This window comes from Hansschlegelia beijingensis (assembly GCF_045505405.1).
In the GTDB taxonomy this organism is placed as follows: Bacteria; Pseudomonadota; Alphaproteobacteria; order Rhizobiales; family Methylopilaceae; genus Methylopila; species Methylopila beijingensis_A.
In genome coordinates this window covers 1-520 of the sequence record NZ_JBJKEX010000742.1, presented here as the reverse complement: position 1 = coordinate 520, position 520 = coordinate 1, and the positions used below count along the sequence as shown (strand labels likewise).

At 74.2% G+C, this 520-nt stretch carries 1 protein-coding gene; it reads left to right on the top strand.

What is annotated here, in order from left to right; genetic code table 11:
• On the top strand, nucleotides 1–520 hold a 520-nt coding region (locus ACIKT0_RS19940; protein WP_407106967.1), incomplete at both ends, for an amidase family protein.

The window sequence follows — 520 nt, the reverse complement described above, 5'->3', positions numbered from 1 at the left end:
CGGCGCGATGGAGCCGGCCGGATGGCGCATCGAGCCCGCCCTCCCCGCCTTCGACTTCGCCGCCCTGTGGCGCTCCTTCGTGGCGCTGCGGGGCCTTGCGGCGCTGGTGAGCCATGGCGACTATCGCCACGACCCGGCGCGCTACGCCGCGCTCAAGCCGGAGCTTCAGTGGGAGATCACGGAGGCCGCCAGGCTCTCGGCGGACGACGTCGCGACCGCGGCGCTCGTCCGGTCGCGCTGGCGCGAGGTCGCGCTCGACCTCCTGTCGCGCTTCGACGCCCTCGCCCTACCGAGCGCGCAGGTCTTTCCGTTCCCGGTCGAGCAGGACTGGCCGAGAGAGATCGCGGGCGTCGCGATGGACAGCTACCACCGCTGGTTCGAGGTGGCGGCTCCGGGCTCGATGACGGGCTTTCCGGTGGCGAACGTGCCCGCGGGCTTTGCGCCCGACGGGCGGCCGATGGGCGTCCAGCTGATCGGGCGGCCGCGCGGCGACCTCGAACTGCTGCGCCTCGCCGCCGCC